At 64.7% G+C, this 24,021-nt stretch carries 20 protein-coding genes; 7 read left to right on the top strand and 13 right to left on the bottom strand.

Annotation, left to right across the window (positions count from 1 at the left end):
• Window positions 1-6: 6 nt before the first annotated feature.
• The 4 genes from hrpA to CAPP_RS06910 form a co-directional block, all read right to left on the bottom strand.
• Window positions 7-3,921 carry an ATP-dependent RNA helicase HrpA gene (gene hrpA, locus CAPP_RS06925; protein ID WP_076598861.1) on the bottom strand — a complete coding sequence of 1,305 codons (3,915 nt, stop codon included), beginning with the start codon at window positions 3,919-3,921 and terminating at the stop codon, window positions 7-9.
• Between the two features lie 64 nt (window positions 3,922-3,985).
• Window positions 3,986-4,927, bottom strand: coding sequence for a hydrogen peroxide-inducible genes activator (locus tag CAPP_RS06920; protein WP_076598862.1), 942 nt, complete (start codon window positions 4,925-4,927; stop codon window positions 3,986-3,988).
• Window positions 4,928-4,979: 52 nt separating this feature from the next.
• Window positions 4,980-7,556 (bottom strand): DEAD/DEAH box helicase, encoded by a 2,577-nt coding sequence (locus tag CAPP_RS06915; RefSeq protein WP_076598863.1) that lies wholly within the window; start codon window positions 7,554-7,556, stop codon window positions 4,980-4,982.
• A gap of 27 nt (window positions 7,557-7,583) precedes the next feature.
• Window positions 7,584-8,594: a PAC2 family protein gene (locus CAPP_RS06910; protein ID WP_076598864.1), complete on the bottom strand. Its 1,011-nt coding sequence runs from the start codon at window positions 8,592-8,594 to the stop codon at window positions 7,584-7,586.
• Between the two features lie 238 nt (window positions 8,595-8,832).
• Here CAPP_RS06910 and CAPP_RS06905 point away from each other — a divergent pair, with 238 nt between their 5' ends.
• The gene (locus tag CAPP_RS06905; RefSeq protein WP_076598865.1) at window positions 8,833-10,185 is read left to right on the top strand and encodes a DUF4192 domain-containing protein; all 1,353 of its coding nucleotides are present in this window, start codon (window positions 8,833-8,835) and stop codon (window positions 10,183-10,185) included.
• Between the two features lie 24 nt (window positions 10,186-10,209).
• Here CAPP_RS06905 and galE read toward each other — a convergent pair whose 3' ends face one another.
• The 6 genes from galE to CAPP_RS06875 all read right to left on the bottom strand — a co-directional run bounded on the left by galE (window position 10,210) and on the right by CAPP_RS06875 (window position 15,676).
• Complete coding sequence (gene galE, locus CAPP_RS06900) at window positions 10,210-11,169, bottom strand: UDP-glucose 4-epimerase GalE (RefSeq protein WP_076598866.1); 960 nt, start codon at window positions 11,167-11,169, stop codon at window positions 10,210-10,212.
• 51 nt (window positions 11,170-11,220) lie between these two features.
• A complete protein-coding gene (locus CAPP_RS06895) occupies window positions 11,221-11,913 on the bottom strand; it encodes an iron-dependent transcriptional repressor DtxR (RefSeq protein WP_076598867.1) in 693 nt (230 codons plus the stop codon).
• Between the two features lie 160 nt (window positions 11,914-12,073).
• Window positions 12,074-13,069, bottom strand: a complete 996-nt coding sequence (locus CAPP_RS06890) for a sigma-70 family RNA polymerase sigma factor (RefSeq protein ID WP_076598868.1) — start codon at window positions 13,067-13,069, stop codon at window positions 12,074-12,076.
• Window positions 13,070-13,240: 171 nt separating this feature from the next.
• A complete protein-coding gene (gene dtd / locus CAPP_RS06885; protein WP_076598869.1) occupies window positions 13,241-13,675 on the bottom strand; it encodes a D-aminoacyl-tRNA deacylase in 435 nt (144 codons plus the stop codon).
• Window positions 13,676-13,701: 26 nt separating this feature from the next.
• On the bottom strand, window positions 13,702-15,225 hold the full coding sequence (locus tag CAPP_RS06880; protein ID WP_084560527.1) for a N5-glutamine methyltransferase family protein: 1,524 nt from the start codon (window positions 15,223-15,225) through the stop codon (window positions 13,702-13,704).
• 10 nt (window positions 15,226-15,235) lie between these two features.
• The gene (locus tag CAPP_RS06875; RefSeq protein ID WP_076598871.1) at window positions 15,236-15,676 is read right to left on the bottom strand and encodes a DUF3099 domain-containing protein; all 441 of its coding nucleotides are present in this window, start codon (window positions 15,674-15,676) and stop codon (window positions 15,236-15,238) included.
• A gap of 89 nt (window positions 15,677-15,765) precedes the next feature.
• Here CAPP_RS06875 and CAPP_RS06870 point away from each other — a divergent pair, with 89 nt between their 5' ends.
• The 3 genes from CAPP_RS06870 to CAPP_RS06860 are packed head-to-tail and all read left to right on the top strand — an operon-like array spanning window position 15,766 to window position 18,360.
• The gene (locus tag CAPP_RS06870; RefSeq protein ID WP_076598924.1) at window positions 15,766-16,017 is read left to right on the top strand and encodes a DUF3039 domain-containing protein; all 252 of its coding nucleotides are present in this window, start codon (window positions 15,766-15,768) and stop codon (window positions 16,015-16,017) included.
• Entirely contained in the window at window positions 16,014-17,768 is a 1,755-nt protein-coding gene (locus CAPP_RS06865) for a DEAD/DEAH box helicase (protein ID WP_076598872.1), read from the top strand. Before CAPP_RS06870 ends, CAPP_RS06865 begins: the two co-directional genes overlap by 4 nt.
• 13 nt (window positions 17,769-17,781) lie before the next feature.
• Entirely contained in the window at window positions 17,782-18,360 is a 579-nt protein-coding gene (locus CAPP_RS06860; RefSeq protein WP_143313848.1) for a DUF4190 domain-containing protein, read from the top strand.
• Window positions 18,361-18,586: 226 nt separating this feature from the next.
• Here the strand turns inward: CAPP_RS06860 and CAPP_RS06855 are convergent, their stop codons facing one another.
• Window positions 18,587-20,176, bottom strand: coding sequence for an RNA polymerase sigma factor (locus CAPP_RS06855; protein WP_076598874.1), 1,590 nt, complete (start codon window positions 20,174-20,176; stop codon window positions 18,587-18,589).
• A gap of 292 nt (window positions 20,177-20,468) precedes the next feature.
• Complete coding sequence (ppgK, locus tag CAPP_RS06850; protein WP_084560528.1) at window positions 20,469-21,278, bottom strand: polyphosphate--glucose phosphotransferase; 810 nt, start codon at window positions 21,276-21,278, stop codon at window positions 20,469-20,471.
• Window positions 21,279-21,501: 223 nt separating this feature from the next.
• Here ppgK and CAPP_RS06845 point away from each other — a divergent pair, with 223 nt between their 5' ends.
• Complete coding sequence (locus CAPP_RS06845; protein ID WP_076598875.1) at window positions 21,502-21,795, top strand: DUF4193 domain-containing protein; 294 nt, start codon at window positions 21,502-21,504, stop codon at window positions 21,793-21,795.
• Between the two features lie 3 nt (window positions 21,796-21,798).
• Here the strand turns inward: CAPP_RS06845 and CAPP_RS06840 are convergent, their stop codons facing one another.
• Complete coding sequence (locus tag CAPP_RS06840) at window positions 21,799-22,371, bottom strand: DUF3093 domain-containing protein (RefSeq protein ID WP_084560529.1); 573 nt, start codon at window positions 22,369-22,371, stop codon at window positions 21,799-21,801.
• Window positions 22,372-22,509: 138 nt separating this feature from the next.
• Between CAPP_RS06840 and dut the strand changes: the two genes are divergently transcribed.
• Together dut and CAPP_RS06830 are read left to right on the top strand one after the other, a co-directional pair.
• Window positions 22,510-22,947: a dUTP diphosphatase gene (gene dut / locus CAPP_RS06835; RefSeq protein WP_200803267.1), complete on the top strand. Its 438-nt coding sequence runs from the start codon at window positions 22,510-22,512 to the stop codon at window positions 22,945-22,947.
• 66 nt (window positions 22,948-23,013) lie between these two features.
• Window positions 23,014-23,949 (top strand): DUF3710 domain-containing protein, encoded by a 936-nt coding sequence (locus CAPP_RS06830; protein ID WP_234958773.1) that lies wholly within the window; start codon window positions 23,014-23,016, stop codon window positions 23,947-23,949.
• Window positions 23,950-24,021: the final 72 nt, after the last annotated feature.

The raw sequence follows: 24,021 nt of genomic DNA, 5'->3' as shown, positions 1-24,021 counted from the left end.
ACCGCGCTAGAGTTTGTCGATCATCTTCTCGATGCGCCGCGGGCTCACCGGTTTCGCGGTGCCCAGGCGCTGAGCGAATAGGCTCACACGCAGTTCTTGGATGCGCCAGTTGATGTCCTTGATCGCGCGGGACTTCGCCTGGTTGGCGGGCAGGCGCTGAAGCTTGGCGTCTCGGTAGGTCTTCACCTCGTCGATCACGGCCTGGCGGTCGGCATCGCGGTCGGGGTCGTGGTTAATGTCGTCGAGGCGCATCTGGATGGCGGTCATGTAGCGCGGCAGGTGCTGCAGGTTCTCGATCCCGTGAATGGTGATCGCGTTCTTGGGGAGAAGGAACTGCATCTGCTGGCGGATGTCGTCGATCGCAGGACCGTCCCAATTGTCCAGTTCGGCTGCAATATTGACGTATTCGACAACGCCGGGGGCGATGGCGACGATAGACCGGCGCACAGCCCCCGCCACCCGAGGTTTCACCGCCGCGAGCAGTTTCGTGAATTCCTCGGGGGTGCGCACGGGCCCGCCACTTTGCATCATGAGGTCGCGAATCGCGGCCACGCGGGCGTCTTCCACGAGACCAGCGGCGCCGCCGTGCGGATACTTTTCGACGGCCACCCGCTGCCGCAGCGGCAGCCCCTTCGTCATCTGCGACGCGTTGACGGGGATCTGGCGCATCAGCATAGTCAGCGTTGCTGTCATCATGGAGGCATCGGCGGCGGCCTTGGTGGGGAAGACCTTCACCCGCACGCCATCGGCGGTGGCCTCGAGGGCGGGGTAGGCATCGACGTCGTTGCCCTCGATGGAGGTGGTGACGGTCTCGGGCACGTCGCCGAGAGTGTCGGCAGTCCAATCTTTAGCGGAGTCGGATTCGGCCGTCTTCGTCGCCTTCGCTACCGAGGAAGTGATGTGGCCCGCCTGGCGTTCCTTCAGCGCGGCGAGGTTCTTGTCATGGTCAATGATTTTTCCGCGACGGTCGACGGCGGCGTACGTCATCTTCAAGTGCGCGGGTAGTGCCTCGGAGCGGAAGTCGCCCCCGTTGATGCCGTGGCCGCCGAGGGAGCGGAGCACCTCGGCGAGCTGCTCTGCAATGGGGGCCTCGAAAGGGACGAGCTTGCCCATGGCGCGGTCGGCGAATTCGGGTGCTGGAACGACAGTCTTGCGTAGTGCCTTTGGCAGCGAGCGGATCAACTCGGTGACGAGTTCCTCGCGTAAGCCGGGGACGAGCCAGTCGAAACTGGTGTCCTCGAACCCCGCTAGCAGGGGCGCGGGGACGAGCACGGTGACACCGTCGAAGGGGTCGCCGGGCTCGAATTTGTACTGCAGGTCGTAGTCGATGGAGCCTTGGCGCCACTTGTCGGGAAAGGAGGCTTCGGAGGAGTCGGCGGAGGCATCGTTAAGCAAAGCTTCGGGGTCGAAGTCGAGGAAGGACGCGTCCTTCTGGCGCTTCTTCTTCCACCATGCGTCGAAGTGGCGGCCGGTGCCGATGTCGTCGGGGATGCGCTGGTCGTAGAAGTCGAAAAGCGTGTCCTCGTCGACGACGATGCCGCGGCGGCGGACCTTCTCCTCGACCGCCGCCGCTGCCTCGAGCAGAGCCGCGTTGTTCTTCAAAAAGGCGTGGTGGGAATTCCACTCGCCGCCGATGAGCGCGTGGCGGATGAACATGTCGCGCGCTGCCTCCATGTCGACGCGGTGGTACGGCACGAGCCGGTCCGCGACGACCGTGACGCCGTAGAGCATCGACTTCTGGTGCACCATCGGCGCAGCGCGCTTCTGTGACCAGACAGGTTCGGAGTAGGTGTGTTTGAGGAGGTCGCGGGCGATCTTCTCCGCCCAGGACGGGTCGATCGCCGCGACGTCGCGCGCCCAGAGGCGGGACGTTTCCACGAGCTCTGCGGCCATGACGAATTCCGGCGGCTTCTTAGCCAGGGAGGAGCCGGGGAAGATCATGAATCGGGTGCCACGGGCGCCCTTGAATTCCTTGGAATTGCCGTCGCGTGCGCCGATATTGGATAGCAGACCCGTCAGCAGCGACTGGTGGATCGCGTTCGGGTCGCGTTCGCCGACATCGGCGTGGCGCAGGTTGGTCCAGCCGAGCTGCCCTTCGGCGTCGCGGAGCTGGCGCACGAGGTCGAACCACTCGCGGATGCGCATGTAGTGGAGGAATTCCTTCTTCATGCGCTTGCGGAAGGCGTTGCCGGACAGTTCGTCGCGGGAGTCCTTGATGTAGTCCCACAGGTTGAGCGAGGCAAGGAAGTCGGAGGTCGTGTCTTTGAATCGCGCGTGCGCCTGGTCGGCCTGCGCCTGGTGTTCCAGGGGGCGTTCGCGGACGTCCTGGATTGTCATGGCGGCGACGATGACGGTGACGTCGGGGAGCACGCCCAAGCGGCTAGCTTCGACGAGCATGCGCGCCATGCGCGGATCGACAGGGATACGGGCGATGTCGCGGCCGACGTCGGTGAGCGCGGGCTCGGCGTTGTCGCTCGAGTCGGTGATGGCGCCGAGTTCGCGGAGGAGCAGCAGGCCGTCGCGGACAGCCTTGCGCTCGGGCGGCTGCACGAAGGGGAATTCGGCGATGTCGCCGAGCCGCAGGTTGATCATCTGGAGGATGACGCTGGCTAGGTTGGTCCGCAGAATTTCCGGGTCGGTGAATTCGGGGCGCGATAGGAAATTGTCCTCGGAGTAGAGGCGGATCGCGATGCCGTCGGCGGTGCGTCCCGAGCGGCCGGAACGCTGGTTGGCGCTGGCCTGGGAGATCTCCTCGATGGGCAGCCGCTGCACCTTGGTGCGGGTGGAGTACCGCGAAATGCGGGCAAGGCCGGTGTCGACGACGTAGTGGATGCCGGGCACGGTCAGCGATGTCTCGGCGATATTGGTGGCCAGCACGATGCGGCGCCCGGAGTGCGGGGAGAACACGCGGTGTTGTTCGGCATTCGACAGTCGGCCGAACAAAGGCGTGACTTCGACGCCGCGCCAGTGCTGTTTCTCAATGACCTCCATGGCGTCGCGGATATCGCGCTCTGAGGCGAAGAAGCACAGTATGTCGCCGTCGCCTTCGGCCATGAGCTCCTTGAGCGCGGCGACGAGACCGTCGAGCATGTCGATGTCGACGACCTTGGTGCCGCCGTCCTTGGTCGCCACTTCCGTTTCCAGCGGACGGTAGCGGATTTCGACCGGGTAAGTGCGCCCGGAGACCTCGATGATGGGCGCGGGCTTACCGGAAGCATCGGCGAAGTGCTCGGCGAAGCGCTCGGGGTCGATGGTCGCGGAGGTGATGATCACCTTCAGGTCCGGCCGCGCGGGCAGCAGGCGCTTCAAGTAGCCGAGGAGGAAGTCGATGTTGAGCGACCGTTCGTGGGCCTCGTCGATGATGATCGTGTCGTAGGCGTTGAGGAACCGGTCGCGCTGCATTTCGGCGAGCAGGATGCCGTCGGTCATGAGCTTGACGGCGGTGGTGTCGGAGACACGGTCGTCGAAGCGGATGGCGTAGCCGACGGTCTCGCCGATGGATTGGCCGAGTTCGTGGGCGATGCGTTCGGCGACGGTGCGCGCGGCGATACGGCGCGGCTGGGTGTGCCCGATGAGTCCGCGGCGCCCGCGCCCGAGTTCGAGGAGCATTTTCGGGATCTGCGTGGTCTTGCCGGAGCCGGTCTCACCGGCGATGACGACGACTTGGTTGTCGCGGATGAGATCCTTGATGTCGTCGCGCCGCGCGGAGACAGGGAGGGCTTCGGGGTACTCGATCGCGGGCACGTGCTTATCGACGTCCGCGACCTTCCCCGCCTCGGTGTCCATGTCCGCGCTGATCTGGCTGAGCGCGTGCGGCGACCGCGCCTTCTTCAGGCGCCGCTGGAACCGGCGGACGCTGGCGATGGGCAGCTCGTCGAGTCGGCGGTAGAGGTCGTCGCGGGTGATCTTCGGTGTCGTCATAGTCAACGCGCGAGTCTACCCGCACGCTGGTCGCCGCTAGCAGGCAGCTGTCGCGCGCACGCTCCTAAGCACGCTTGTCGACGGTCGCGTGGAAGGCCTCCGTGATCAGTTCCCCGAGGGCGGCGAATTCGTCGGCGCGCGTCGACGACGAGCGGTGCACGAGTCCGACGTGGCGCGATGCGGTGACGCTGTCGGCGAAGTGTGCCACGGCGACGTTGGGGCGGGCGCATTCGACCGACACGGCGGAAATAGGCAGCAGCGTTCCGCCGTAGCCGGCGGCGACCAGCTGGATGATGGTGGTCAGCGAGGACGCGCGGGTGACGGACTCGGTCATGCCGGCGACGTCGAGGTTGGCGTTGCGGCACAGGTCCATGATCTGGTCGCGCAGGCAGTGCCCGTCGTCCATGAGCAGCATATCGAGGGCGTCCAGCTCACTGAGGGTGACATCGTCGCGGCCGGCCATCGGATGGCCCTCGGCGACTGCGATGGCGAAATCCTCGGTGTAGAGGGGGATCTCGTCCAGTCCGGTCGTGCCGGTGGGGAAGGCGATGAGCGCGGCGTCGAGCTGGCCGTTGCGCAGCTGGTCCATGAGCGCCGGCGTGGTTTCCTCAACGATCTTGGGTTCGAGATCCGGGTAGCGTTCTTGCGCGGCGCGCAGAAGTTCGGGCAGGAGGTACGGCGCAATGGTCGGGATGATGCCCAAGGTGAGCTGCCCGGTGAGAACGCCTTGCGCGCCGCGGGAATGCTGCACGAAGGAATCGGCGGCTTCGAGCGTGGCCTGTGCGTAGGGGAGGAGGCGCTCACCGACGGGCGTGACGATGACTTTGCGCGTCGATCGCTCGATGAGCTGAATTCCCAGGCCTGATTCCAAGGCGACGAGCGCTTGGGAGAGGGAGGGCTGGGAGATCTGCAGCTGGTTGGCCGCGGTGCCGAAATGCCGGCGCTCGGCAATGGTCACGAACGTGCGGATTTGAGCCAGCGTCGGGCGGTACTCCTTGTTGCTCATGTTTTAAAACTACAAGGATTGATAGGTTGCTGCGCGAAAATAGCGGAAGTATTTAATGCCGCATTTCCAGCGCACTCAACCGAACTTCGCCGGCATCGTCGGACGCGTCGAGGTCGACGGTGCCGTGCAGCTGGTACGAATTATCTCCCTCGGGGTCCTTCACGATTTGGGTGACAGTCCAGGTTCGTGAGCCGGGATCGGCGTCGGCGAGGACGAAGTAATCGGGACCGCGCGCGTCAGCGTCCAGGTCGACGTCGTCGTATTCGTCGAAGTAGTCGTCCATGAGAGCCGGCCAGTCGGGCTGGTCGGCCAGCTCCATGTAGTCGAGCATGTCGGCGAGCTCTTTTTCTTTCTCGTAGGCAAAGAGTTCCACCATGCGGAAGAAGTAGTTGCGCACCATGATCGTGAAGGCGCGGCGGTTGGCGGTGAGGGCAGTGGGGTCCTCCACGCCGAAGGCCAGCTCGCGTTCCAGGTCGTCGCGGCTAATCGGGGTGTTCTCGTCGGCCATGTGGGCCCATTCGTCGATAATCGAAGAATCTACCTGGCGGATGAGCTCGCCGAGCCAGACGATGATGTCGTCGAGACGCTGCGTCATGTATGCATCGGGGATGGAGTGCGACAGCGTGCGCCACGCGTCGGTGAGGTAGCGCAGAACAACGCCTTCACTGCGCGCGAGGCCGTAGGTGGCAATCACGTCGGAGAATGTCATCGCGTGCTCGATCATGTCGCGCACAACGGACTTCGGTGAGAGGTCGAATTCCTTCGCCCACGGGTTGCCTTGCACGAATGTCTCGTACGCCTCCTCGAGCTCGTCGCGCAGCGGCTGCGGGTATGTGACGTCCTCGATGAGCGCCATGCGTTCGGTGTAGTCGACGCCGTCGGCCTTGAGCGCGGCGATCTCCTCGCCGCGGGCGGCGGATTGCTGGGCCTGGAGGAGCTGGCGCGGGTCGTCGAGGATCGCCTCGAAGGCGGAGATGACGTCGAGATCGTAGGTCTCGCTCTCGGGGTCCAACAGCGTGAGGAATGCGAGCGCGAACGGCGACAGCGGCTGGTTGAGCGCGAAGTCGCGGTCGAGCTCCGCGGTGAGCGTGTACGGGCGGAAAGCGGGGGAGTCCGGGGTGCGCTCGACGACTTCGGCGGCGATGAGTCCGCGGAAGAGGTCGACGGCGGTGAGAATGTCGCGGTTCTGTTTCGCGCGGGTGTCGTGGTTGTCGCGCAGGAGGTGCTTCATGTGCTCGTAGCCGTCGCCCGGGCGAGCCACGACGTTGAGCAGCATCGAGTTGGACACGGTGAATTGGCTGGTCAGCTCCTCCGACTCGGCCTCGGTGAGGCGGTTGAAGGTGTTCTCCGACCAGGAGATCTCGCCGTCTCGCGGGGCTTTCTTGCGGATCTTCTTCAGCTTCTTCGGGTCGTCGCCGGCCTTGCGGCGCAGCTTGACGTTCTCGATCTCGTGCTCGGGTGCTTCGACAACGACCGTGCCTTCGGTGTCGTAGCCGGCGCGACCCGCGCGTCCGGCGATCTGGTGGAATTCGCGCGACTTCACGATGCGCTGCTTCGTGCCGTCGAATTTGGCCAGACCGGTCATGAGCACGGTGCGGATCGGCACGTTGATGCCCACGCCGAGCGTGTCCGTGCCGCAGATGACTTTCAAGTGGCCGGCCTGCGCGAGGCGCTCAACGAGGCGGCGATATTTCGGCAGCATGCCTGCGTGGTGGATGCCGATGCCACGCCGCAGCAGCTTCGACAAGGTCTTGCCGAAGGTGGTGGTGAAGCGGAAATCGCTGATGGCCTCGCGGATCGCTTCTTTTTCCTCAGGCGTGATCATGGAGATCGATGTGAGCGCCTGAGCACGCTCCGTGGCCTCACGCTGGGAGAAGTGCACCACGTAAATGGGTGCTTTGCCGTCGGAGAGCAGCTCCTCGATCGTTTCGTGGACGGGCGTGAACACGTAGTGGAAGTCCAGCGGAACGGGACGATCGGAACCGCCGACAAAGGTGGTCTTACGGCCCGTGCGGCGCGTCAGGTCGTCCTCGAGCCACTTCGTGTCGCCGAGGGTGGCGGACATGAGCAAGAACTGCGCCTTGGGCAACTCGAGCAGCGGCACCTGCCACGCCCAGCCGCGGTCGGGCTCGGAGTAGTAGTGGAACTCGTCCATCACCACCTGGCGGATATCGGATTTCGAGCCCTCGCGCAGCGCGATATTGGCCACGATTTCGGCGGTCGCCGCGATGATCGGGGCATCGCCGTTGACGGTGGCGTCACCTGTCATCATGCCCACATTCTCCGGGCCGAAGATATCGCACAGGGCGAAGAATTTCTCGCTCACCAACGCCTTGATCGGCGCGGTGTAGAACGAGCGCTGGCCGCGTGACATCGCGATGAAGTGCGCGGCATTGGCCACCATCGACTTACCGGAGCCGGTCGGGGTGGCCAGAATGACATTGTCGCCGGCGAGCAGCGCCAACGACGCCTCCTCCTGCGCCGGATACAGCGAGATGCCGCGCGAGGTGGTCCAGGAGGTGAAGGAGTCCCAGACCGCGTCGTCGATAAGCGAGCTCGGTACGTCCTCGAGATCCGCAATGGAATCTGTGAGCGTCGGTGCTGGGGCCTGTTCGTCGTTGGTGGTCACTTAGCCCACGGTACTAAACGCGCGCGACTACTCGTCGTCGTCCGGGTCCTCCGGAAGATCGATCTGGTCGTCTTCCCACGTGTTGCCGGGGCCAAGCGTTTTGCCGCGGTCGCGGTCGTCGATGGCCGCGAGGAAATTCTCGAACGCCTCGCCGATCTCTTCGCCGCTGGGCACCTGGGCCTCGCCCGGCATCATCTTCTGCGGGTTCTTCTCGCGGTAGGACGCCATCTCCGAATCGTAGTGCTGCTCGAGCTGGGCGACGACCTGCGTGATCTCGTCAGAATTGTTCGTCTGCTCGGCGAGCTGCTGTGCCACGCGCTCCATGTCGCGCTCGATGGAGCGCAGCGGGAACTGCAGATTCGAGGTGTCGGAGACAGACTGCAGCAGCTGGTAGACCGCGTGCGGGTACGGCGACGACGCGACGTAGTGCGGCACGTGCGCCGTGTAGCCTGCGACGCGGCGGCCGCGCGAGTGCAGCTCCCGCTCGATCATCACCGCGGCGGAGCCCGGAATAGACACCATGCCGTCGAACGTGAACATCTTTCCGACGAGATCGCGGTCGTTGCCGTGCGCGGAGACCACGAGAGGGCGCGTGTGGGGCGCGCCCATCGGCGCGGCGTAGAGGCAGATGGTCTTGTCCACGTTGAAGCGGTCCGCGAGGTCCGCGACGGACTTCGAGAACGCCTCCCAGCGCAGGTCCGGCTCCGGGCCGGAGAGCAGCAGGAAAGACTCGCCCTTCGAATCGCGCAGTACGCGGATGTCCAGGTCGATGTCGTCGACGTTGCTGATCTCGTGCTGGCTCAGCGTCACCATCGGGCGCCGCGAACGGTAGTCGATGAGCTCGTCGTTGTTGAACGTGGCGAGCGTGCGCGAATCCAGCGCGTCTTTCAAATGCCCGGCGGCGCCTTCGACGGCGTGCCCGGCATCGGCGTAGCCCTGCATGGCCACGATGAGGGTGGGGCCAGAGGACGCGCCGTCTTCCACGGCGGGAGCCGGATACTCTAGCTCGTACATGTGCCGCTGATCGTCTGACGTCATGTGTGACATCCTCCTTTATCTGAACCAATCAACACCCAGTGCAACACCACGGGCGCTAAGATTCATTCCCACCTTACGGATCGTGCCCCGTACGCGTTGACCACCTCGCGAATTATCCGGGAAAGCACAGCTTCGCTTATCGACGAGCCCACTTTGCGCCAGTTTCCCTCCACCCCGTTTCGCACCGATTCTGCTTGTCCGGGGAACCGATCAGGGGGTGGGGAAAGTCCAATAGGGCATGACACATTCATTCACAGGACCTCAGAAACCACAGAACCCGGACAAGCCGCAAAATCCGAACAACCCAGACCGCCCGAACGACCCGACAACCCCGAACTACGATCCGTGGACCGACGAGATCGGTTCCGTCGACGACCCGTCGAGCATCATCGCCACCATTCCCGGCACCATCGGCTACTACCCGCAGGAATCCGTCGTCGTGATCGGGCTCGTGCCGGATGAGACCCGGGGCGGCGAACTCGTGCTGGGGCCGGTGATGCGCGCCGACTTAGCCCACGCCGGCCAGTTGGGCGAATTTCTGGACACGGCACCGGTGGGACGCTGCGTCGCCTTCCTCGGCGTGCTGGTGACCCGGACGCCCCTGGGGAAGCTGGCCACGGCCGCGGCACACGCGCTGGAGGATCTGACCCGTCCGTGCGGCGAGCCGCTGGTGGACGTGTTGTGGCACGTCTCCGAGATCGCGCAGGGCACCCCGTACGAGATGGTCTTCGGCCCCGACCCGGACGAAATGGACCGCAACTGGCCTGAACTGAAGTGGAGCCGCGGCACCGTGGGCTCCGTGGTGAGCTCGCCGGCGATGCGCGCGTGGCGCGACAACGGGGTGTTACCGGCGCTCGACCGCGCCGACACATTCGAGTACTTCGAGCAGGAGCCCCACTCGGGCGTGGTGACCATCGGCGGGGAAGAGGTCGCCATTGCGGAGCTCGCCCGTGAGGCGCGGCTGTGCGCCGACGCGCTGCGCCGCCAGATCGACCGCGGCGCGTCCACTCCCGGCGAGTTCGTCCGGGAGGCCATGGCGGCGCTGCGCAACGCACCGGCATTGCCTCTCATCGCCTCGGACGAGCGCCTGAGCCTGGACCGCGTTTTCGCGGACACCGACGATCTCTTCGCTCTCGTAACTGTGCTGTCACGGTCGATGCTGCGCGATTGCGTGATCGGCACGGCTGTCCGCCACCCGGAGCCGGCCGCGACGGCTCTGCTAGCTGTGGCCCGCGCGTTCGACGGCGTGATCCGGGCGAATGCACTGAGCCTGTGGTCGATCGTCGCGATCAGCAAGGGCCTGTCCTCGTGGGCGTCCGCCGCTCTGGCCACAGCCCAGGAAGATGTGCCGGCCCACTCCATGTCGGCGATCTGCCAGGAGATCCTCGCCGCGGGACAACAGCAGCACCTGGTCACCACGATTCTCCAGGGCTGCGAGCTCGCGTGCGCGCACATCATCGGCGATGCCGCGGACGGCGACGGGGACGAATTCAACGACTTCGGCCGCGGCAGTGGTGACGAAGGCGAAGACGATTTCGACGACGCGGATGAGCCGGACGAGGAATACAGCGATCAGGCGGCCAGCGCGTAACCGCCGGGCACGAACGCTACGGCGTTAACGGGACTGGGTGTACTCCCACGCATCGGCGACGATCTGGTCGAGATCGGTGCGGGTGGGGGTCCACCCCAGCTCGTCCTTCGCGCGCTGCGACGACGCGATGAGGGTGGCCGGGTCGCCGGCGCGGCGGGGTGCGACCTCGGCGGGGATCTCGTGACCGGTCACGCGGCGGCATGCTTCGATGACCTCTTTGACGGAGTAGCCGTCGCCGGAACCCAGATTGAAGATGTGGTGCTTGCCCGGGGTATTCGAGCCGAGCGCCAGAAGGTGCGCATCGGCGAGATCCCGGATGTGGATGTAGTCGCGCACGCAGGTACCGTCGGCGGTGGGCCAGTCATCGCCGTACATGAAGATCTTCTCGCGCTTTCCCTGCGCGACCTGGAGCACCAGCGGGATGAGGTGGGTCTCCGTCGCGTGGTTCTCGCCGAGACCGCCGTAGGCGCCGGCCACATTGAAATAGCGCAGGCTCGTCGCGCCCAGGCCGAAGGCTGTGGCGTACGAGGTGATGGCGTAGTCGATGGTCAGCTTGGTCGCGCCGTAGGCATTCCTCGGGGCGGTGGGCATGTCCTCAGTGATCGGGACGCGCTCCGGCTCACCGTAGGTCGCGGCAGTGGACGAGAACACCAGGTTGGTCACGTCGTGGTCGCGCATGGAGTTCAGCAGCTTCAACGTGGTGCCCACGTTGTCACGCCAGTACTCGTCGGGCTTTTCCACGGATTCGCCGACCAGGGAGCGGGCGGCGAAGTGGAGGACACCGTCGACGGGGCCGTCGGCAAGCACATCGTCGATCACGTCGTCGATGTCGCCCTCGACGAGAGCGGCGCCGTCCGGCACGGCATCGCGATTGCCGGTGGAGAAATTGTCCACGATGGTGACCGAGTGGCCGGCCTCCAACAGGACTTTGGAGCAGACGCTGCCGACGTAGCCGGCGCCGCCGGTGACGACGAGACGGGACATGAATTTCCCTCTTTCAGGGTAGGTGGTGAGTACGGTCAACCAGCCTAGTTGCTACCCGTGGACAGGTATGACGCGAAGCGCGTGCGTGAGATCCGGGGCGAGATTCACGCGCGCGCCGGACTCGGTGACCAGCGCGAGCGATCCGTTGTCGTTGCGCTCCAAGGTCACGTGCGCGCCGCGGGCGATGCCGAAGCGGCAGATGGAGGAGTAGTGCTCCGAATCGAGCTGCAGGATCTCGTTGATCTGCACGATCTCCACATGGACCGGTTCGGTGATCTCGAGCTCGCTCACTCGCATCCCGAGGTCCTCTTCCGGCGACGCGGTGTATCCCAGTTCATCGAGAGCGGGGATGGGGTTGCCGAACGGCGAGCGCGTGGGGTCGTCGAGCACCCGCAGCATCTGGCGTTCCACGTCTTCACTCATGACGTGCTCCCAGCGGCAAGCCTCGGCGTGCACCTGGCTCAAATCCAAGTTCAGCACGTCGGTAAGCAGGCACTCGGCGAGGCGGTGCTTGCGCATCACGGAGGTGGCGAGCTCTCGTCCGCGCTCCGTCAGGGACAGGGAACGGTCGGATTCGACGACGATGAGGCCGTCGCGTTCCATGCGCGCAACGGTCTGAGAGACGGTAGGGCCGGACTGGTCGAGGCGCTCGGCGATGCGGGCTCGCAGCGGAACAATGCCTTCTTCTTCGAGCTCGTAGACCGTGCGCAAGTACATTTCGGTGGTATCTACGAGATCTCTCACTACGGACTTCCCTCAATCTTTCACACGGCGGCCGCAGTCAAAGCTGCGCTACCACCACAACGCCACCATGGCTGACGGCGTTTACGAATACGACTAAAGACTAGAGCACATAGTAACCCAGAACACACCGCCATTCGGACGGTGCGTCTGGGTTACCGGCCTACAACGCGTAGTCGCGCAGGCGGTCGGCGCGGTCGCCGACGCGCAGCTTGCTCATCACTTCGCGCTCGATCTGGCGGACGCGCTCACGCGACAGCCCGAACTTGCGGCCGATCTGGTCGAGGGTGCGCGGCACGCCGTCATCGAGCCCGTAGCGCAGACGGATGACGTCTTGCTCGCGCTGCTCGAGGCCGCCGATGATGTCGTTGATGTCGTCGTGGCGCAGGGCGGAGACCACTGCGTCCTCGGCGTCGGCTGCCTCCGCGTCCTCGATGAAATCGCCCAGCGGGGCTTCCTCGTCGGCGCCGACGGGCATGTCCAGGCTCACCGGGTCGCGGGACTGGCGCAGCAGCATCTCGATCTTGGATTCCTCGATGCCGGACTCCTCGGACAGCTCTTCGTTCGTGGGTTCGCGGCCGAGGGACTGGTACATCTCACGGCGGATGCGGGAGAGCTTGTTCACCTGCTCGACGAGGTGGACTGGGAGGCGGATCGTGCGCGACTGGTCGGCCATGCCGCGGGTGATCGCTTGGCGGATCCACCAGGTAGCGTACGTGGAGAACTTGAAGCCCTTGGTGTAGTCGAACTTCTCCATCGCGCGGATCAGGCCGAGGTTGCCTTCCTGGATGAGGTCCAGCAGCGGCATGCCGCGGCCGGTGTAGCGCTTGGCCAGCGAGACCACGAGGCGCAGGTTCGCCTCTAGGAGGTGGGAGCGGGCCTTGCGGCCGTCCTTCGCCAGGATTTTCAAGTCGCGGCGCTTGGCGCGGGTGAGCTCGACGTCCGGATCGTCAAGAAGTTTCTGCGCGTAGAGACCCACCTCGATGCGCTGCGCGAGCTCGACCTCTTCCTCAGCGTTCAGAAGAGCAGTCTTGCCGATACCGTTCAGGTAGACGCGGACGAGGTCGGCTGACGGGTTGTCATTCGTCTGATTTCGACGGTTCCCGCGGTCGACTTTTTCCTCATTGTCATCGACATGATCTACATTGGGCTGAGTCATGGATGAAAGCTCCTTCAAGTCTCGCGAATCTATCGTTCTAACGCCGGACAAGAGCAGTTTGTTCCCGCGGTGAGACCCTGCCGTCTTCGCATTCATTCATGCAGCTCATCTGGGGTCTGCTGTGGGGAGCGGATGCGCGATTGCCGTGATTGGGACTTTAGCAGGTCGGTTTTAGCTTTCAACAGTTACTGTAAACGGCCCGGAGTTGACTGAGGAGACCTCCATCATCGCGCCGAAACGGCCCTCTTCGACGTGGATTCCGCGCTCGCGCAACCCGGCGGCGATCTTGGCGATGATGGGCTCGGCGACATCTCCCGGCGCGGCGTCGGACCAGGACGGTCGGCGGCCCTTCTTCGTGCGTCCCATGAGCGTGAATTGACTGACGAGCAGGACGGGGGCGCCTGCTTCTTCGGCGGAGACTTCGCCGTCCAAGATGCGCAGTTCGGCGATCTTGCGCACCATGGTCTCCCATGCGTCGTCGGCGTCGTCGTTCCCGACACCGACGAGGGCGAGGATACCACCGGTCTCGTGGCAATCGATGGCGCCGACGGTCTCGCCGTCGACGGCGACGGATGCTTCAGTGACGCGCGTGAGTACGGCTTTCATGGGGTTCCTTTCGGGGTCGGGACGAATTAGCTGTTGATGCTGATGAGGTCGGCGGGCAAGACGAAACCGTGGCGGATCAAGTCCACGACGACACCGGCGGCATCGTGGCCGAGTGCTTCTTCGGCGTCGTCGTCGAGCCCGTGGGAGGCGGCCCAGAGAGAGACAATGTCGCGCAGCGGCAGCCCGTCGGGGTTGAGCCCGGCGATGATCGCGGCGACGGCGTCGTCGACCTCGTGGGAAAAACGCGGGCCGTCGGTGCGCGTGATGCGTTTGACCTCGGGGGCAAAACCCATTCCGGTCTCGGCGTCGGCGAGGCTCACGTCTTCCATCGCGACGCCGGGCCGCAGAGCATAGCTCGCACCCAGCACATCGCTTATCGACGTCTCCCGCAGCCACTCCATCCTCACGAAGTACTCATCGACCTCGGGGCCGAGCGGGTCCGTGAACGGCTGGGACAGCGTTTCGGTGGTGACCTCTGTGGGGGCGTCCCCGATATCGCGGATGAAGATCCAGCCGAATCCGACAGCGCGGACATCTTCGTCGCGGAAGTGGGAGAGCCAGTGCCGGGTGCGGGCAATGCCGTCAGCGGAGCGCGGATCGACGGACTCGTCTTTCAGCCACGTGGACACGTAGAGTGCCGGGTCGACGACATCGCGCTGCAGGACCCATGCGGACACGCCGCTGGAGGGAAACCAGCTGGCAACGCGCTGCTCCCACGACTGCTCGCTGGTGTGCACCCAGGAGCCGAGAATGAATGCCGAGCCGTTCTGGGCCAAGTAGTCGGGGACAGAGGAGACGACGAGCTCCGAGGCGCCATCGAGGTCCAAACCTGAGTCGCGGTAGACGTGGCCGACCTCCGGCAGGCCGACGACGAACGGCGGGTTAGCCACAATGCGGTCGAAGCGTTCGCCGTCGACGGGCTCGAACCAGGACCCGTGGCGCAGCTCCACATTGTCCACCCCGGCGCCGGCCATGGTGGCGTCGGCAAGGGTGAGCGCGCGCTCGTGGACGTCGGTGGCCACCACGCGCTCGGCCGTTTGCGCCTGCGCCAGCGCCTGAACGCCTGAACCGGTGCCGAGATCCAGCACCGACTCGACCGGGGTCAGGGGAGTCGCGGACAACAGCGACAGGCTGGCCGCGCCGACGCCGAGCACGTGGTCTGGGCCCGGCACATGGTCGGTCATCGAGGCGTCCAAATCGGAAAAGATGAAGCGGTCGCGCCCGGCGATGATGTGGGGCCGGATATCCAGCGCGATCTGCAGGTCGCCGGAGGGGGTGGGGGAGACCACTGCGGCGTCGATAAGCGAAAGCACGAGACGCGCCGGTAGGTGCTCGGAGAGCTCCTCCGCCGTCATTTTCTCGCGCACGAGGAAGAAGCGGATGAGGCCCGACAAGCGTGAGTCGCCGCACGCCTCGAGGACCGCGCCGGGCTCGCCGCGGAACAGTGCCTCCATTGCGTCGGGACCGAGGTGCGCGGCGATGGAGTCCGAGGTGAACCCGGCGGACGTGAATTCGCGGACCAAGTCGCGCGCGATATCGGTGGGCTGCACTGTGTGCTCCTTAATCCTCGTGGTCGATGGTCTCGGGGGTGTGCTCTGTGTGGGCGCGCTCGGTGAGCTGCTGCTGACGCGCGGCTGCGAGCTGCTTTTGGCGTGCTGCGGCGGGCTTGTACACGTTGCGCGAACGCTTGTCGCGGACCTCGTTGCCGTCGTTGGCCACCACGACCGAAATCCACGGCAGCGGGATCGAAATGGCGAAGAAAATGATCGCGAGAACCCAGTTGTGCCACCACATCACCGCCGCGATCGAAAGGAACACGAACGGTATGCGCATTCCTTGCATAATGAGATAAGCGCGCTCGCGGGAACGGAGATTCTCCATCGGGGAACGCTTCGCGGACGTGATCAACTCGGCCTTGCGTCGCGAAAAGCGCTTGCCGGGCGAGCTCACGGAATCTGCATCCACGACGGGTTGGTCGCTGAAACCGCCTGCTGTGCTCATGGGACCCTAGGGTAGACGTGGCGGGCGTGCTTCCGCGAGCAATCGGCGGCCAACACGGCTTTTAAACATGGTTTGGGCAATGAGGCATGATGGTGTTCGTGACGCAGACAACGACGAAGACGATTGAACGGCCCGATGTCCGCGAAGACACATCGCAGGGCAATGACACCCCGGACTTCTTCCACTACGTGAAGAAGGACAAGATCGTGCACTCCGCCATCAGCGGAGACATGGTCGTCGCGTTGTGCGGGGAGACCTTCCCCGTGCGAAAGCAAGCCAAGCCCGGCTCCCCGGTGTGCCCCGACTGCGAGCGCATCTACAAGGGGCTGCGCCGCAAGTGACATCCGCAGCACCGGGCAAGGGGCCGTCTCTGCGCCAATGGCAGCAGGAGGCCCTTGACCTTTTCACTGCTACGCAGCCGAAGGACTTCCTCGCCGTCGCTACACCCGGTGCGGGTAAGACGACCTTCGCGCTGACGTTGGCGAGCACGCTGCACGCGCAGAAGACCGTGGAGCGCATCATCGTCGTGGTGCCCACGGAACACCTGAAGGTCCAGTGGTCCCAAGCCGCGGCACGTTTCGGGCTCTCGCTCGACCCTGAGTTCACCAACTCGTCTGCCGTGAACCCCGCTTACGACGGCATCGTGGTCACTTACGCCCAAGTGGGAATGCACCCGTTCAAGCACCACGCGGTGGCCTCCTCGCGCCGCACGCTGGTGATCCTGGACGAGATCCACCACGCTGGCGACGCGAAGAGCTGGGGTGACGGTGTGCGCGAGGCGTACAACGACGTCGAGCACCGCTTGGCGCTGACCGGCACGCCGTTTCGATCCGACGATTCCGCCATCCCTTTTGTCACGTACGAAGAAGACGGGGAAGGCCACCTTGTTTCTAAGGCGGACTACACGTACGGCTACGCGGAAGCGCTTGCCGACGGAGTGGTGCGCCCCGTCGTCTTCCTCGCCTACAGCGGCGAGGCGCAGTGGAAGGATTCTGCGGGCGAGGAGTACTCCGCGCGCCTAGGCGAGCCGCTCGACGCGGCGCAGACGGCGCGTGCCTGGAAGACCGCGCTGGACCCGAAGGGCGACTGGATCGCCTCGGTGCTCCAAGCCGCGCAGACTCGCCTGACGAAGATCCGCGGCCACATGCCAGACGCCGGCGGCCTCGTCATCGCCACCGACACGACGACGGCGCGCGCCTACGCGAAGATCTTGCAGACGATCAGCAACACCCCGGTGACGGTGGTGCTGTCGGACGAGCCGGGGTCGTCGAAACGCATCGCGGAATTCTCCGACTCCCAGGACGAGTGGCTCGTTGCCGTGCGCATGGTGTCCGAGGGCGTGGACGTGCCCCGCCTGGCTGTGGGCGTGTACGCGACTTCCGCGTCGACGCCGCTGTTTTTCGCGCAGGCGATCGGCCGTTTCGTGCGTTCCCGCATGCCGGGCGAGTCAGCTTCGATCTTCCTGCCGTCCGTGCCCGTGCTGCTGCGCCTGGCGGAGGAGATGGAGGTCTCCCGCGACCACGTGCTGGGCAAACCCCACCGCGAATCCGGTTGGTCCGATGAGCTGATCGAGCAAGCCAACCAGAAACGCAGCGAGCCCGACGAAGCCGCGACCTACGAGTCCATCGGTGCGTCTGCGGAGCTCGACTCCCTCATCTTCGACGGCTCCACATACGGCACCCCCACGATGGCCGGCACCGACGAAGAACAGGACTTCCTCGGTCTTCCCGGCCTGCTCGATGCCGAGCAAGTCAAGACACTCCTGCGCAAGCGCCAGTCCGAGCAGCTCGACGCCCGCGAAGCAGAAGAGAAAGCGCGCCGGGCCGAAGAGGCTGCCGCCGCGAAGGAGCGGGAAGCGCGCCCGCCGGCCGCGCCCGCCAGCACCACCACCAACGGCAGCGGTGTCGCGTCGGAGGACATCCCGGCGCTGCGCCAGGAGCTGAACACGCGCGTGTCCATCATGGCGGCGCGCACCGGCCGGCCGCACGGCGCAATCCACACCGAGGTGCGCAAGGCATGCGGCGGTCCGCCCACCGCTCTGTGCTCTGCGGACCAGCTCAGGGAACGAATCAAGTACCTGCAGCAATGGTAGGGTCGGGGTCACCATGGTTCATCCGAATCCTTACGGCGCTGGTTACCCGCGCAGCCCGCGGGATCCGTTGAACGAGCCCCACGGCGGCTACTCACATGAGCGCGCCGGGCAGTTCGACGGCTACGGTCAACCCTTCACGGACGGCCCCGTCGACGCGTACGGGCGCTACAACCCCCACGGGCCGAATTCCTATTTACCGTCCGGTTACGCCAACCACGGCAACGGGCAGCCCCGCACCAACGGTTTCGCTATCGCTTCACTGGTGATGGGCATCGCCACGGCGCTCACCTCGTGGTGGTTCATCATCCTCGGCTCAATGACCGCGATCGCCGGCATTGTGTTCGGCGCCATCGGCATCAGCCAGAACCGCCGGGGCTTGCGCCGCGGCGGACTCGCCCCGGCCATCATCGGCATTGTTCTGAATGTCTGCGCTCTGGTGGTCGCTGTCCTCGTTAGCGTCCTCCTCGTCTCCATGCTGTACGACGACCCGAGCAGCTACACCGATTTCGACGATCCCGCCCCCGCTGGCCCGGGCGAGGTCAACGAGCAGATCTTCGAGCGCCCGAACGACCGGTTCACGGAGAACACCTAGCCCGTTTTCGAGGTGTCGTCTCTTGCTGAATTCTGGCGGGAGATTCCCATCGCTTCCAGGTGCTTTTGGTCGGTTATGGGTGGGCAACAAAAGATCTCACCCCTGTTTGGAAATTTAACCTCGGCGAGGAGGAAGGAACCAGCTAGACAATAATAGAGAAGCCCGTAGGCAACCCCAGCATGTGAGAGCCGGAGACCTACGGGCTTTAGCGTCGATAGTTCGTTGATTAGTCGAGGTAATCGCGCAGCACCTGGGAACGCGAGGGGTGGCGCAGCTTGGACATCGTTTTGGACTCGATCTGACGGATGCGCTCGCGGGTCACGCCGTAGACCTGGCCGATCTCGTCGAGGGTGCGGGGCATACCGTCGGTAAGCCCGAAGCGCAGACGCACAACGCCCGCCTCGCGCTCGGAGAGGGTATGGAGCACGTCCTGCAGCTGGTCTTGAAGGAGGGTGAAGGACACGGCATCCACAGCGACGACGGCTTCAGAGTCCTCGATGAAATCGCCGAGCTGGCTGTCGCCCTCGTCACCGATGGTCTGGTCCAGGGAGATCGGCTCGCGCGCGTACTGCTGGATCTCGAGGACCTTCTCCTCGGTGATGTCCATTTCCTTCGCCAGCTCCTGCGGCGTCGGCTCGCGGCCGAGATCTTGCAGCAATTCGCGCTGGATGCGGCCGAGCTTGTTGATGACCTCGACCATGTGCACCGGAATACGGATGGTGCGGGCCTGGTCGGCCATCGCGCGGGTGATCGCCTGGCGGATCCACCAGGTGGCGTAGGTGGAGAACTTGTAGCCCTTCGAGTAATCGAACTTTTCGACCGCGCGGATCAGGCCAAGGTTGCCTTCCTGGATCAGGTCCAGGAAGGCCATGCCGCGGCCGGTGTAGCGCTTCGCAAGGGAGACCACGAGGCGGAGGTTCGCCTCGAGCAGGTGGTTCTTCGCCTTGCGGCCGTCGCGTGCCACGGCGCGCAGGTCGCGCTTCATAGCGGGGCTGAGTTTGGCATCCTTGTCACCCTCATCAGAGGCGCGCTTCATCTCGTCGAGCCGGTACTGGGCGTACAGGCCGGCCTCGATGCGCTTGGCCAGGGAGACCTCCTGCTCAGCGTCGAGCAGGGCGACCTTGCCGATCTGCTTCAGGTAGGCGCGGACCGAGTCAGCCGACGCGGTCAGCTGCGCATCCTTGCGGGCTTGGCGCAAGGCAGCGGACTCCTCGATATCCCAGACGGACGGCGCGCCGGAATTGTCGTCCTCGTCGTCACCGCCGCTCGCCGGGGCCTTTTCGGAACCGTCCTCCTCGCCGAGTTCCGGAACGACGTCCTCGGCGTCGTCTTCCTCGGCCTCATCCTCGACGACAGCGTCGACGACCTCTTCATCGTCGAGATCGTCCTCGAATTCATCATTGCCGATCTCGTTGTCGTTGAGACCGTCGCCCATGTCGTCGTCGAGATCATCGCCGTCGATGCCGGCGTCGAGAATGTCGTCTTCGAGGTCGTCGTTATCGTCCAGCTCGTCGGCTTCCACCGGAGACTCCGCCTCGGCCGCAGCAGACTTGCGCACCGTCTTCTTGGCGGCGGACTTGCGCACCGTCTTCCTGGCGGTCTTTTTCGCCGTCTTCTTGACAGTCTTCTTGGCGGTCTTCTTCGCCGTTTTCTTAGCAGTCGTCTTCACTGCCTTTTTCGTTGCCTTCTTGGCAGTTTTCTTCGCCGTCGTCTTCTTTGCGGCGGTCTTGCGGGCAGGCGAAGTGGCGCCGGTGGTCCCGGAAGCATCAGCGCTGTTCTCAGGGCTCTTGTTGTCTGATGGGGTGCTCGCTGCCACGTACGACCTTTCATGAGCTCGTCGCTTCTCTTTGTTGGTGTGCCACCACAATACGGGACTGCAGCGGCGCTGGTATCAACGCGGGGAAGCGGAGTCTATTCCTACGTCCATGAATTACGGCGCGGCACCAGCGCCGGTGGAAACACTTTCTGCCTGCGCCAGTACCGCTGGGTATTGAACAACCCTACAACATACGCACGCGCACACGGTGAGCGTCACCTTGCCAAACTCATTAATTTCACCTGGCGTCCCGCGAAAGGGTCCCGGACTGCTTGTGTACGGGTGGTGAGTCTTAGGGTGCGACGTGCTTGTGCACAGCCATTGCTGCGCCGATGATGCCGGCGCGATTGCGCAGCGTCGCGGGAATGACTGGGGTGTCGATGGTGAGCAGTGGGACCCACTTGTCCGCCTTGCGGGAGATGCCGCCGCCGACGACGAAAGCGACGGGGTTGAATAGGCGTGCGTATTCGCTAAGCACGCGGTCGACGCGCTTCGCCCACTTCTTGTAGCTCAGCTCTTCGCGGTCGCGCACAGCGGAGGATGCCTGGTGCTCGGCCTCTTCGTCGCCGACGATCATGTGTCCCAGCTCGGTATTGGGGAATAGCTCACCGTTCATGAGCAATGCGGAGCCGATGCCGGTGCCGAAGGTGAGGAACATGACAGCGCCCGTCCGGACGACGTCGTCCCCGAAGGCGACTTCGGCCAGGCCGGCGGCATCGGCGTCGTTAAGCACTGCGATCTCGCGGGCCGGCAGGTGGCGGGTAAAAAGTTCGTGGACGTTGGTGCCGATCCACGAATCGTCGATATTCGCGGCAGTGAGCGCTATTTGATCGGTGACCACAGACGGCAGGCAGATGCCCACCGCGCCGTCCCAGCCGAGCTGGCGGACGATTTCCGCGGCTGTTTCGGCAACAGCATCCGGCGTGGCGGGCTGCGGGGTTTGAATTTTGATCCGGTCGCCAACGAACTCGCCGGTGTTCATGTCCACGATCGCGCCCTTGACACCCGAGCCGCCGATATCGATCCCGCAGCAGCGGGTTTCGGTGGACTCTTGCGCAGCGTGCGCCTGGTTTTCGTTCGTGCCCGTGGCCCCAGTATTCATGGTCGACGATTCTAGTCATCCTCCGCCCAAGGTGCGCGGTGGCGGCAGCGAAATTCACCGTGTGCGGCACGCCATAGACGCAATGTGCGGGGAAACATGACAGACGCGCGAGGTTCATTTAGTATCGCGTCGAAAGTAGGCAGTAAAGGCCGTCAGCGGGTGGAATTCCACCCCGTGAAACGCGGTTATTACTGCGAAGACAGATGGCAAAGGAGACCCACACGTGGCTACCGATTACGACGCGCCCCGCCGCCGCCTCGACGACGAGATCGAGACCGATTCGCTCGAAGGGCTCAAAGCCGAGGAGGTTGCCGGCAGCAGCATGGACGACGACGGCGAAGTCGTCGACGCTTTCGACCCGCCGCAGGTGGACCTTACGGGTGAGGAGCTCAACGTCTCCGTGGTTCCGAAGCAGCAGAACGAATTCACCTGCGCGTCCTGCTTCCTGGTGCAGAAGAACAACCGTCTGGGCCACACCGAGCCCGACGGTTCGAAGATCTGCCTCGACTGCGAGTAGCGTCTAGCCGTTCTGCAGGGGCTCGACGGCGCGGTCGGCCTGCTCGGGTACGAACGCGCGGAGCAGTTTCGCCGGGTTCCTCGACGAGACGAGCCAGTACGGCGTGGGGTCTTCCGGGTCGTCGAGGACCAACAAGGCGAGTTCATCGACCCACGCGTGATGGATGAGGTACGCTGCCGGGTCGAGCTGGCGCCCGAGCGCATTCTGCTTCGCGGACTTGGGCACAGCGAGAGAACGCGTGACGACGGTGTGCGGCAGATTCGCGTCTCCCACCACCAGCCAGCGGGTGCCGTCGGCGTCGCGCTCCACCTTCACCACTGTGGAGGACAGGTGGAGCAAGAACCATGCGATCACGGCGGAAGCGAGAACGAAGGTGATGGCGAACCACCAGAAACCGCGGTTGTTGCCCATTTGGGCGCCGAGCAGCGCTGCGAATGCGGTGCCGGCGATCCACCACCACACAGGCACCCATTGACGTTCCGAGTAGAGCACCTCCGGGCCGGCGGATCCGGCAGTGGGGGCGGATGCGGCGTTGCCAGTCACAGTCTCATTCGCGTTGTCAGTCACACCCCCCATGTTAAGCAGGGTGTCGGAAATCCTTGAATCACCGCGGTGACGCATATCCGCGGACGGCGGGTCAATGCCGCAGTGACGTAGTGTGGGGCCGTGACTAACGAGGCGACGAATCAAACGACACATGCTGGCGGGGAGGGGATCAGCCCGATCCCGTTGAAGCGTCTGGACCCGGAACTGCCGGTGCCGAAGCGTGCGCACCGCGGCGATGCAGGCGTGGACCTCCATTCCGCGGAGGAGCTCACGATCGCGCCGGGGGAGCGCGCCCTGGTGAAGACAGGCGTCGCGCTGGCGCTCCCGCTGGGCACCGTCGGGCTGATTCACCCGCGTTCTGGGCTGGCGGCGAAGCACGGCATCACGATCGTGAATGCTCCGGGCACGGTGGATGCGGACTACCGTGGGGAGTTGATGGTGTGCCTGCTCAACACCGACAAGGACACACCGTTCGAGCTCACCCGCGGAATGCGCATCGCCCAGCTCGTCGTGCAGCGCGTGGAGCTGCCCGATTTCGTGGAGGTCGACGAGCTCGACGAGACGGTTCGCGGCGCCGGCGGGTACGGTTCAACCGGCGTGAATTAACAGAAATTTTTTCGGACCTGAAGACCTGGCGCAGAGCCAGAACAACCACAAGGAGATCGCACCACCATGGGACTGTGGCCATTTGGCAAGAAGAACAAGAAGAACGCCCCGGAAGCCACCGAGGCGAAAACGCCGAAGAACCCGAGCTCCGAGTACACCATCACAGACCTGCAGGAGGGCGTGAATTCCAAGGACTCCAAGGAGACCAGGAAGTCCGCAGCTGAACCTGCCGAGGAGGAGCCTGAACTAGCCCCGGCGGCGGACAACGAGCCCGCCACTGAAACCGAGGTTAAAACCGACACTGAATCCGCGGCAGAGGCGTCGACTTTCGCCGAGACGCCGGTGAAGAACGAAGCGCTCTCGCATTCCTACACCGGCCCGGTCACCGTTGAGCACGACGCAGTCGGCGGGGGCACGGGCCCGTTCGACGGCGACAGCGTGGACATCAAGGACTTCGATTTCAGCGACTTCGCCGAGGGCATCCTGAACCTCGGCTCCATTCAGCTGCCGTTGCCGAAGGGCTCCCAGGTGCAGGTGGAGATGGGCGAGCAGGGCCCGCGCATGCTGCACGTCGTCACCGAATTCGGCCGGATCACCCCGGTAGCTTTCGCCGCGCCGAATTCCGGCGGCATGTGGGAAGAGTCCAGCGACGAGATCATCGAGGGAATGCAGGGCGAGGGAATGCCCGCGTCCTTCGAGGAAGGCCCCTGGGGCCGCGAGGTCGTCGGCCGCGGCGAGAACGGCATCATCCGCATCGTCGGCGTGGAAGGCCCGCGCTGGCTCTACCGCGTCACGCTGGCCGCTCCGCACGGCAAGGAGGACCAGCTGGCTGAGCTGGCGCACGAGATCATCGCACGCTCGTTCATCTACCGCGGAACCTCCCCAGTACTGGCCGGCAACTCGCTTCCAGTCGAGCTGCCCGCGCAGCTCGCCGCCCAGCTGCAGCAGGCCATGGCGCAGCAACAGCAGCAGAACCAGGGCCAGACCCCGAACACCAACTAGCACCAGGGTTAGAACCAACGAGACAACAGGGCGAGCACAGTCCTGAACGCGAAGCGAGCACGAGAAGCACCG

It is taken from the genome of Corynebacterium appendicis CIP 107643 (assembly GCF_030408415.1).
Lineage (GTDB): Bacteria > Actinomycetota > Actinomycetes > Mycobacteriales > Mycobacteriaceae > Corynebacterium > Corynebacterium appendicis.
This window is presented reverse-complemented; position numbering and strand designations above follow the sequence as displayed.

What these genes read in the sequence shown, in the direction of transcription:
- hrpA (WP_076598861.1), bottom strand. Translation starts at nt 3,921, where the DNA reads ATGACGACACCGAAGATCACCCGCGACGACCTCTACCGCCGACTCGAC.
- CAPP_RS06890 (WP_076598868.1), bottom strand. Translation starts at nt 13,069, where the DNA reads ATGACTCAGCCCAATGTAGATCATGTCGATGACAATGAGGAAAAAGTC.
- galE (WP_076598866.1), bottom strand. Translation starts at nt 11,169, where the DNA reads ATGTCCCGTCTCGTCGTCACCGGCGGCGCCGGCTACGTCGGCAGCGTC.
- CAPP_RS06905 (WP_076598865.1), top strand. Translation starts at nt 8,833, where the DNA reads ATGACACATTCATTCACAGGACCTCAGAAACCACAGAACCCGGACAAG.
- ppgK (WP_084560528.1), bottom strand. Translation starts at nt 21,278, where the DNA reads ATGAATACTGGGGCCACGGGCACGAACGAAAACCAGGCGCACGCTGCG.
- CAPP_RS06860 (WP_143313848.1), top strand. Translation starts at nt 17,782, where the DNA reads ATGGTTCATCCGAATCCTTACGGCGCTGGTTACCCGCGCAGCCCGCGG.
- CAPP_RS06840 (WP_084560529.1), bottom strand. Translation starts at nt 22,371, where the DNA reads ATGGGGGGTGTGACTGACAACGCGAATGAGACTGTGACTGGCAACGCC.
- CAPP_RS06875 (WP_076598871.1), bottom strand. Translation starts at nt 15,676, where the DNA reads ATGAGCACAGCAGGCGGTTTCAGCGACCAACCCGTCGTGGATGCAGAT.
- dtd (WP_076598869.1), bottom strand. Translation starts at nt 13,675, where the DNA reads ATGAAAGCCGTACTCACGCGCGTCACTGAAGCATCCGTCGCCGTCGAC.
- CAPP_RS06870 (WP_076598924.1), top strand. Translation starts at nt 15,766, where the DNA reads ATGGTGTTCGTGACGCAGACAACGACGAAGACGATTGAACGGCCCGAT.
- CAPP_RS06910 (WP_076598864.1), bottom strand. Translation starts at nt 8,594, where the DNA reads ATGACGTCAGACGATCAGCGGCACATGTACGAGCTAGAGTATCCGGCT.
- CAPP_RS06920 (WP_076598862.1), bottom strand. Translation starts at nt 4,927, where the DNA reads ATGAGCAACAAGGAGTACCGCCCGACGCTGGCTCAAATCCGCACGTTC.
- CAPP_RS06830 (WP_234958773.1), top strand. Translation starts at nt 23,014, where the DNA reads ATGGGACTGTGGCCATTTGGCAAGAAGAACAAGAAGAACGCCCCGGAA.